Source organism: Methylobacterium sp. WL18, from assembly GCF_008040015.1.
GTDB lineage: Bacteria > Pseudomonadota > Alphaproteobacteria > Rhizobiales > Beijerinckiaceae > Methylobacterium > Methylobacterium mesophilicum.
Genome location: NZ_VRVD01000169.1, coordinates 1 through 8,510, shown reverse-complemented (window position 1 = coordinate 8,510; position 8,510 = coordinate 1). Strand labels below are relative to the sequence as shown.

The following is an 8,510-nucleotide window of genomic DNA, read 5'->3' as shown; positions in this document are numbered from 1 at the left end:
CCGGCAGATCCCGGCTCTGGCGGGCGGCCGCATGCAGCGACGGCTGCAGGCCGACCACCACCAGCATCATCAGCTCGACCACCGTCGAGAACAGCAGATCGCGCTCGTACTGGCGACCGCGATGCTGCGCGAACACCGCGTCGAGCCAGGTGGCGGGAAACGCCTGATCCAGCAGCGTGCGCGCCATCATGCTGGCTGGCGCCTTCTGCTCAAACCGCTCCAGGACAGCCCGCCACGGGCAACCCGATCCGTCCGATGCTTGCGTCATCGCAACGAGTTAGGCCCGAGCCAAACACCTTGAAAGGGCTGGGTCCGGGACCTTTTGCGGATGCAGGGCGGAGCCTTGCGGAAGGGAGCGGTGGCGCGACAACCAGTTTGTAGTAACGTTCCTACAGACACGGACGAGCCTGTTGAGGGGCGTCGCGCATGGCCATCACCACACTCACCAGCCGGGAATTCAATCAGGATACCGGACGCGCCAAGAAGGCCGCGGCCGAGGGACCGGTGTTCATCTCGGATCGCGGCAAGCCTGCGCACGTCCTGCTCAGCATCGCCGACTACAGGCGCCTCACGGGACAGGAGCCCAGCATCGTGGAGGCTCTAGGTTGGCCGGCCGGCGTCGAGGACGTCGAGATCGAGTTCCCGCGCTCCGGTGACCGGCCGAGAGCAGCCGACTTCTCCTGATGTTCCTGCTCGACACCAACGTCGTGTCGGAGCTGCGCAAGGCGAGGACCGGGAGGGCCGACCCGCGGGTCACAGCCTGGGCGAGCGTGGTACCCGCGCGCGACCTCTTCCTCTCGGCGATCGTCGTCCAAGAATTGGAGATCGGTGTCCTGCAGCTGGAGCGAAGAGATCCGAGCCAGGGAGCACTCCTGCGGGCGTGGCTGGAGGAGAACGTCCTGCCGGCCTTCGCCGACCGCGTGCTGCCCGTCGACGGGGCCGTCGCCCGGTGCAGCGCGCGCCTGCACGTCCTGGACCCCCGCTCCTACCGTGACGGATTCATTGCCGCGACGGCGTTCGTCCACGGGATGACGGTGGTGACGCGCAACGTCGCCGACTTCTCGGCGACAGGTGTGCCCCTGCTGAATCCCTAGGAGACGGTTCCGCGCGGCCTGGCGCCGATCTCTGGTTGAAGGCGGCGCGCGCCGCCGTCAGAACAACCCGTCGATCTGCCCGTCGGCATCCAGCCGGATCGTGTCGGCGGCGGGCACCCGGGGCAGGCCCGGCATGGTCATGATCTCCCCGCAGATCGCCACCACGAAGCCGGCACCGGCCGAGAGCCGGACGTCGCGCACCCCGACCACGTGGCCCTCGGGGGCGCCCATCAGGCTCGGGTTGGTGGAGAACGAGTACTGGGTCTTGGCCATGCAGATCGGCAGGTGGCCGTAGCCGTCCTTCTCGAAGGTGGCGAGTTTGCCCGCGGCCTTGGTCTCGATCTGGATGTCGGCGGCGCCGTACAGCTTGGTGGCGATCGCCCGGATTTTTTCCGAAAGCGGCGCCTCGGTCTCGTAGGCGTAGCGGATCGGCGCCGGCTCGGCGGCGGCGAGCTTCACCACCGCGCGGGCCAGCTCCTCGGCGCCGGCGCCGCCCTCGGCCCAGTGGCGGCAGGTGATCGCCTCGACGTCGAGGCGCTCCCGGCACAGCTCCTTCAGCCGGGCATGCTCGGCGTCGGTATCCGCATAGAAGTGGTTGACCGCGACCACCACGGGCAGGCCGAAGCCGCGCAGGTTGGTGACGTGCCGGGCGAGGTTGGCGAAGCCCTTCTCCAGGGCGCCGACGTTCTCGGCCCCGAGGCTCTTCTTGTCGACGCCGCCATGCATCTTGAGCGCGCGGATCGTGGCCACGACCACGACCGCCGAGGGGCTCAGGCCGGCCTGCCGGCACTTGATGTCCAGGAACTTCTCCGCGCCCAGATCGGCGCCGAACCCGGCCTCGGTCACGGTGTAGTCGGCCAGCCGCAGGCCGGCCCGGGTGGCGATCACCGAGTTGCAGCCATGGGCGATGTTGGCGAACGGGCCGCCGTGGATCAGGGCCGGGTTGCCCTCGAGCGTCTGCACCAGGTTCGGCTGCAGGGCGTCCTTGAGCAGCACCGTCATGGCGCCGGTGGCCTTCACGTCCTTGAGCGTGACGAGCTTGCGGTCGCGGGTCTCGGCGATGACGATCCGGCCGAGGCGCTCCTCGAGGTCGGCGAGGTCCTTGGCGAGGCAGAACACCGCCATCACCTCGGAGGCGACCGTGATGTCGAACCCGTCCTCCCGGGGGAAGCCGTTGGCGACGCCGCCGAGCGACTGGGTGATCTGGCGCAGGGCCCGGTCGTTCATGTCGACGACCCGGCGCCAGTGGATCCGCCGCACGTCGATGTTGAGCTCGTTCGCCCAGTAGACGTGGTTGTCGATCAGGGCGGCCGCGAGGCTGTGGGCCGACGTGATGGCGTGGAAGTCGCCCGTGAAGTGCAGGTTGATCTGCTCCATCGGCACGACCTGGGCCTTGCCGCCGCCGGCCGCCCCGCCCTTCATGCCGAAGCAGGGGCCGAGCGAGGGCTCGCGCAGGCAGATCATGGTCTTCTGGCCGATGCGGTTCAGCGCGTCGCCGAGGCCCACCGTGGTGGTGGTCTTGCCCTCACCTGCGGGCGTCGGCGAGATCGCCGTCACCAGCACGAGCTTGCCGGGCGCCTTGCCCTCGAGCCCGGCGATGTAGCCGTGGTCGAGCTTGGCGATGTGCTTGCCGTAATTGTGCAGCGCCTCGTCCGGGATGCCGAGCTTCTCGGCGACCTGCGCGATCGGCTTCAGGGTCGCGGCGCGGGCGATCTCGATATCTGACGGCATGGGCGTTCTCCCTGGCTCCGCGGGCCCGACGCCCGCCCACCCGCCGACTGTTATCGTACGGGGATCTTGCCTCGCGGTGATGTGCAGCGCCGGTCGCGCGGATGCGGTGGACGCAGCCCGGGACGCGGCGAGGCCGCCCAACGGGCAGCCGCGGCACTGTGCGTCAAACCGGCCGGAAAAGCGCGTCGATTTTTATGAGCCGACGGACAAATTAGTCTTGCCGGCCCGGAGAGTATGCGCGCCCCGCGGGAGGCGGGTTTTAGCCCCCCGACTTCTTGGCCTTGTCGGCGGCGCCCGGGGCCTCGTGCGGCTGCGGGGCGCCCTTGGGCAGTTCCGGATTCTCGGCGTTGTGCGGAGCCGCCACCGGGGCCGGCACGGTCTCGGCCGTGGCGGTCGGCTTCTCGATCTCCGGCAGGCCGTCCTTGAGCTTGTCGTTGATCTGCGCGAGGTCGTCCGGCTCGGGGTTCAGGTCCTTGGCGTGCTGCCATTGGAACTTGCCCTCGAGGCGCCGGCCCGCACGCCAGTAGGCGTCGCCGAGGTGGTCGTTGATGGTCGGGTCGCCGGGCTTCAGCTCGACCGCCTTCTCCAGCTCGCGCACCGCGTCGTCCCAGCGGCCCAGGCGGTAATAGGCCCAGCCCAGGCTGTCGACGATCATGCCGTCCCGGGGGCTCGCGTCGGCGGCCTGCTGCAGCAGCTTGAACGCCTCGTCGATGTTGATCTTCTGGTCGACCCAGGAATAGCCGAGGTAGTTCATCACCTGGGCCTTGGCGGCCGGCTGGCTCGCCGGCACCAGCGACAGGGCCTTCTTCAGGTCGGCCTCGGCCTTGGGCCATTGCTTGGCGCGCTCGTAGGCGGTGCCGCGGAAGTAGAAGGTGGTCCAGTAATTCGCCAGCGGCCGGTCGCCGATCAGGTCGATGGCGCGGGTGTAGGTGGCGGCCGCCTCCTCGTACTTCTTGCGCGCCCGCTGGACGTTGCCGAGCGCGGTGATCACGTCGATGTCGTCCGGATGCGCCTTCATGGCGGCGTCGAGATGGGCCAGCGCCTCGTCGCCCTTGCCCATCTGCTCCAGGTTGAGGCCGACCTGGATGTCGGCGTTGAGCTTGAGCGGCGAGGTCGCGGGGATCTGCGCGTAGGCCTCGTTGGCCCGCTCGGTCTGCTTCATCCGGTCGAGGGTGTCGGCCAGCGTCAGCCGGGCCAGCGCGTGGTCGGGGGCGAGGTAGAGCGCGAGCCGCAGGTAGATCACCGCGGGCAGCTCGTCGCCCTGCGTCGAGCCCGCCGAGCCCAGCCCGTACAGCACCTCGGCGGCGCCCTCCTGGGCGGTGCCGATCAGCCGGGCCAGCGGTTTGCCGTCCTTGAGCTTGTCGAGGGCGTCGCGCACCAGCGGGTGCCGGGGCGAGAGCTGGTCGAAGTCGGAATAGGCCTGGATCGCCAGGTCGGTGCGGCCGAGGCTGGCCTCCAGCCGGGCGTAGGCGTCGACGATCCGCAGGGTGTTGCGGTCGGCCTCGTAGGCGGCCTTGAGCCGCCGCTCGGCCTCGGCGTTGTCGCCGATCACCGAGGCGATCAGGCCGGCATGGTAGTCGCGGAAGGTGTTGTAGTAGCGCTCGCCCCGGAGCTTGTTGACCGTCTCCAGCGCCTTCTTGCCGTCGCCCGCGCCGGCGTAAGACCAGGCGGTCAGCAGCGTGGCGGTGAGGTCGGTGGCCGCCCCGCGGCCGCTCCTGGAAAAATTCTGGCGGGCGGCGGCCCACTGGCCGGCCTTGATCTGGCGCACCCCGAGGGAGAGGTTGGCCAGCCCGTTGGTGGGATCGCGGGCGATCAGCTTCTCGCCGGCCCGGAACGCGTCCGGCAGGGCGCCGTCGGCGAGCAGCGAGATGAAGGCGCGCTCGACCAGCTCGGCGTTGCGCGGGTCGGCCTTGACCGCCTCGCGGTAGAACGTCGCCGCCGCCGCCGTGTCCCGGGAGGCGCCCGCGATGTAGGCGGACAGGAAGTTGCCCTCCAGGGATTCCGCGGGTTCGTATTCGAGCAGCGGGGCCGACTCGCGCGGCTGGGCCGCCAGAACGGTCTGAGGCAGGCCGGCGGCGAGCATCAGGGCGAGCGCCGAGACGCTCCGGCGGGCGCGTGTTGTCATCATGAACCGGTCGCGGCTCCTGGGCGCCGGCCCACGGGGGCCGGGCGCGAGAATGGCGGGGCGTCCCCGAAAATCGCTGGGGACACTGAACGCATCCCGCCAGCCCCGCAAGGCGAAAGGATGGCGCGGGCCGGCCGTGTGGTCTCAGGCGGACATCACGAGGTCCACGGCCAAGCTGCCGAGTACGGCGGCGAGGGCAGCCTGCTGCAGGAGGTCCGTGACGGGCTCCGCCGTCAGCTTCGGGACGGCGCGATCGTAGACGACGCAGCAGGACGCGCCGGTCAGGCGCGAGCCGTACAGGATGCCGTCGGCATCGCTCGTCTCATGGATCGCGCGGCTGAGGCGTGGGCCGTAGCGATGCGCCTTGGCGCGGCCGGCATCCGTCGGGACGCCGAGCCGGATCAGGCCGGTGGTGCGCAGGTCGATGACGGTCAGCGGACTGGATGCGCTCACCCGTGTCACGCCCCAGCGGGCGATCTCCGCTGCGCCGATCCGGCGCCGGCGGCGATTCTCGAAGCGATCGCGGATCAGCGTCTCGGCCATGCCCGTCGTCAGGTCCACGGCGAGGTAGAGAACCTTGAATCCGTCGTCCGGACTGGAGAAGCGCGACCGCCCGAACCCCATGCCGAGGGGCGTCGATCGGTATGCCAGCGGCGTGACGCGGTAATAGCTGCGCGGCTGGAAGGCGATGGCGAGGCTGGCGAGGACCGCGTGATCGAGCCTCGGCTCATGCGAAGTCATCGCGGGCCGCATCGATGACGGAAGCGGCCCGTCCCCGCTTCAGGTCTTCGAGCGGCGATCCGCCGCGCACGTAGGGCTCAACCAGCCAGAGCCAGGCGGTGCGCGGATCACCGACGATCGCCAGCACCTCGGCGAGCCCCGCGACCGGACGGCCGTCGACGAACTGGGCGAGGGGGAACAGGTGCTTGCGCGTTCCCTTCAGCAAGCCCACGATCGCGCCGCTGCGCCGCCAATCCTGGAGGGTGGACCGCGCGATCCCGAGATTGGCTGCGAGTTCGCCCGCGCCCGCGAGGGGACCGGCCCAGTCCTCGAGCTTCAGGGGAAGCGCACAGGCCGCAAGCTGCTTTAGACCGTCCCGACGATCGATCGTCTCGCCCGGTGCCGCTCCGCGGCTCACTTCGACAGCGCCGAGAGGCTTCAGGATGAGCTTCCGCGGCTTTTCATCACCGGGCTCACTCGATCTTGAGACCGATCCCTCGGCTTTCAGATGATCCAGCACGACGTGCATGGCCCGGACGACGTCGCCCTGCTCCACGGCCCGACCGACCGCTGCCATCAGGCCGGCGGTGTGCCTCAACGCCTCCGGCTCGGCTTCCGGATTGCGCCTCCGGAGCATGGCCAGCACGTCGTCGGACCGGATGTCGAGCGCGTCCGGCCCGGCTACTGAATCCCGTGCCATCCCGGCAGCCCTCCGCCTCCGCACAATCTCGTGCGGATTGTGCGGATTGTCCAGATCGGACGGAAGGTTTCTCACATATTCGGATAGTTCGGCCCGCCCGGGCCCTCCGGCGTCACCCAGTCGATGTTCTGGTTCGGATCCTTGATATCGCAGGTCTTGCAGTGGACGCAGTTCTGCGCGTTGATCTGGTAGCGCACGCCGTCGCTGGCGGCGGCGTCCTCCACCCATTCGTAGACGCCGGCCGGGCAGTAGCGGGACGAGGGGCCGCCGTAGACGTCGTGCTCGGAGCGCTTCTGCAGCTCGAGGTCGCGGACCTTGAGGTGGGGCGGCTGGTCCTCCTCGTGGTTGGTGTTCGAGAGGTAGACCGAGGAGAGCCGGTCGAAGGTCAGCTTGCCGTCCGGCTTCGGGTAGGTGATCGGCGTCACCTCCGAGAGCGGCTTGAGGCAGGCATGGTCCGGCTTGCCGTGCTTGAGCGTGCCGAACGGCGAGGCGCCGAGCAGGCTGGTCGCCCACATGTCGACCCCGCCGAGCCCGACCCCCACCAGGGTGCCGTAGCGCGACCAGAGCGGCTTGACGTTGCGCACGGCCTTGAGGTCCTGCCCGATCGGGCTGTCGCGCCAGCCGGCGTCGTAGGCGGCGAGCTCGTCGCCGGCCCGGCCGGCCTTCAGGGCGTCCGCGATGGCGTCGGCCGCCTGCATCCCGGACAGGATCGCGTTGTGCGAGCCCTTGATCCGCGGCACGTTGACGAAGCCCGCCGAGCAGCCGACCAGGCAGCCGCCCGGGAACACGAGCTTGGGCACCGATTGCCAGCCGCCCTCCATGATGGCGCGCGCGCCGTAGCCGATGCGCTTGGCGCCCGCGAAGGTGTCGGCGATCATCGGGTGGGTCTTGAAGCGCTGGAACTCCTCGAACGGCGACAGGGTCGGGTTCTCGTAGTTCAGGTGCGTGACGAAGCCGACCGACAGCAGGTTGTCGTCGAAATGGTAGAGCCAGGAGCCGCCGCCGGCCCGGTTCGGCAGGGGCCAGCCCATCGTGTGGCGCACCAGCCCCGGCTCGAAGGTGGAATCCGGCAGCTGCCACAGCTCCTTGACGCCGAGCCCGTACTTGAAGTGGTCGCTGTGCCGGTTGAGCGAGAACCGCTGGATCAGCCCCTTGGTCAGGTTGCCCCGGGCGCCCTCGCCGAACACTGTGTACTTGCCGCGCAGCTCCATGCCGCGGGTGTAGTCCTCGCGCGGATCGCCCGAACGGCCGATCCCGAGGTCGCCCGTGGCGATGCCCGCCACCGCGCCGGATTCGTCGTACAGCACCTCCGAGGCCGGGAAGCCCGGATAGATCTCGACGCCGAGCGCTTCCGCCTGGGCGCCCAGATACTTGCAGGTGTTCGACAGCGAGCCGACGAAGTTGCCGTGGTTCGACATGAGCTTGGGGAAGAACACGTTCGGCAGGGTGACGCCGCTGTTCTTGGTCAGCATCATGAACTCGTCGCGCCGGACCTCGGTCTTGAGCGGCCGCTCCGGATCGGAGCGCCAGTCCGGGAGCAGCCGGTCGAGGCCGATCGGATCGATCACCGCGCCCGACAGGATGTGGGCGCCGACCTCGGAGCCTTTTTCCACAACGACGACGGAGATCTCCTCGCCGATCTCGGCCGCGCGCTGCTTCAGGCGGATCGCGGCGGCGAGCCCGGCCGGGCCGGCGCCGACCACGACCACGTCGAAATCCATGCTTTCGCGTTCGGGCAGCGCCATCGTCGAGCCTCCTGTTTTCTTGTCGCTATGCCGGATCCGTTGCCGGATCGGCATTGTGTGCTGCCGTCTCAAGCGATTCCAGACTGGAAAGGCAAGCGGCCGCGGCCCGGACTTGAGCGAAAGCTCCCCTATGCCGCATGGGTGGGGAATACGGACGGGCTCGGGGCGACCCGGCGGTCAGCCTCGCGCCCGGCAGGGCGCCCGAGGCGCGCCGTTCGGTCACGCAAGTCCTTGCCGTCGAGCGGGTTTCAAGAGTTGTCCACAGGCATCGAGCGCCCGGGGCAACCTGACCAAGGGGCTGATCCAGCGGTTCTCGCTCAACCGGCACAGCGACCACTTCAAGTACGGGCTCGGCGTCAAGGAGCTGTGGCAGCTGCCGGATTCCACCTTCGAGC

Annotated in this window: 8 protein-coding genes and 1 pseudogene; 3 read left to right on the top strand and 6 right to left on the bottom strand. The window is 69.5% G+C overall.

Annotation, left to right across the window (positions count from 1 at the left end; translation table 11 throughout):
- Window positions 1–187, bottom strand: a pseudogene (locus tag FV228_RS13980) (IS4 family transposase); the annotation flags it as partial.
- A gap of 239 nt (window positions 188–426) precedes the next feature.
- Between FV228_RS13980 and FV228_RS13975 the strand changes: the two are divergent.
- Window positions 427–684 (top strand): type II toxin-antitoxin system prevent-host-death family antitoxin, encoded by a 258-nt coding sequence (locus FV228_RS13975; RefSeq protein ID WP_147855178.1) that lies wholly within the window; start codon window positions 427–429, stop codon window positions 682–684.
- Complete coding sequence (locus FV228_RS13970) at window positions 684–1,094, top strand: type II toxin-antitoxin system VapC family toxin (protein ID WP_187277746.1); 411 nt, start codon at window positions 684–686, stop codon at window positions 1,092–1,094. The genes FV228_RS13975 and FV228_RS13970 overlap by 1 nt, the downstream gene beginning before the upstream one ends.
- Window positions 1,095–1,151: 57 nt before the next feature.
- On the opposite strand, the gene FV228_RS13965 is transcribed toward FV228_RS13970, so the two are convergent.
- From FV228_RS13965 to FV228_RS13945, 5 genes are all read right to left on the bottom strand, one after another.
- Entirely contained in the window at window positions 1,152–2,825 is a 1,674-nt protein-coding gene (locus FV228_RS13965; RefSeq protein ID WP_147855176.1) for a formate--tetrahydrofolate ligase, read from the bottom strand.
- 259 nt (window positions 2,826–3,084) lie between these two features.
- The gene (locus tag FV228_RS13960) at window positions 3,085–4,953 is read right to left on the bottom strand and encodes a tetratricopeptide repeat protein (protein ID WP_147855175.1); all 1,869 of its coding nucleotides are present in this window, start codon (window positions 4,951–4,953) and stop codon (window positions 3,085–3,087) included.
- 141 nt (window positions 4,954–5,094) lie between these two features.
- A complete protein-coding gene (locus tag FV228_RS13955) occupies window positions 5,095–5,691 on the bottom strand; it encodes an RES family NAD+ phosphorylase (protein ID WP_147855174.1) in 597 nt (198 codons plus the stop codon).
- The gene (locus FV228_RS13950; protein WP_147855173.1) at window positions 5,678–6,445 is read right to left on the bottom strand and encodes a hypothetical protein; all 768 of its coding nucleotides are present in this window, start codon (window positions 6,443–6,445) and stop codon (window positions 5,678–5,680) included. Before FV228_RS13950 ends, FV228_RS13955 begins: the two co-directional genes overlap by 14 nt.
- Window positions 6,442–8,115 carry an electron transfer flavoprotein-ubiquinone oxidoreductase gene (locus tag FV228_RS13945; protein WP_147855172.1) on the bottom strand — a complete coding sequence of 558 codons (1,674 nt, stop codon included), beginning with the start codon at window positions 8,113–8,115 and terminating at the stop codon, window positions 6,442–6,444. Before FV228_RS13945 ends, FV228_RS13950 begins: the two co-directional genes overlap by 4 nt.
- Window positions 8,116–8,245: 130 nt before the next feature.
- Between FV228_RS13945 and FV228_RS33745 the strand changes: the two genes are divergently transcribed.
- A partial coding sequence (locus FV228_RS33745; protein ID WP_210247798.1) for a hypothetical protein occupies window positions 8,246–8,510 on the top strand: 265 nt, incomplete at its 3' end.

What these genes read in the sequence shown, in the direction of transcription:
- FV228_RS13975 (WP_147855178.1), top strand. Translation starts at nt 427, where the DNA reads ATGGCCATCACCACACTCACCAGCCGGGAATTCAATCAGGATACCGGA.
- FV228_RS13970 (WP_187277746.1), top strand. Translation starts at nt 684, where the DNA reads ATGTTCCTGCTCGACACCAACGTCGTGTCGGAGCTGCGCAAGGCGAGG.
- FV228_RS13965 (WP_147855176.1), bottom strand. Translation starts at nt 2,825, where the DNA reads ATGCCGTCAGATATCGAGATCGCCCGCGCCGCGACCCTGAAGCCGATC.
- FV228_RS13960 (WP_147855175.1), bottom strand. Translation starts at nt 4,953, where the DNA reads ATGATGACAACACGCGCCCGCCGGAGCGTCTCGGCGCTCGCCCTGATG.
- FV228_RS13955 (WP_147855174.1), bottom strand. Translation starts at nt 5,691, where the DNA reads ATGACTTCGCATGAGCCGAGGCTCGATCACGCGGTCCTCGCCAGCCTC.
- FV228_RS13945 (WP_147855172.1), bottom strand. Translation starts at nt 8,115, where the DNA reads ATGGCGCTGCCCGAACGCGAAAGCATGGATTTCGACGTGGTCGTGGTC.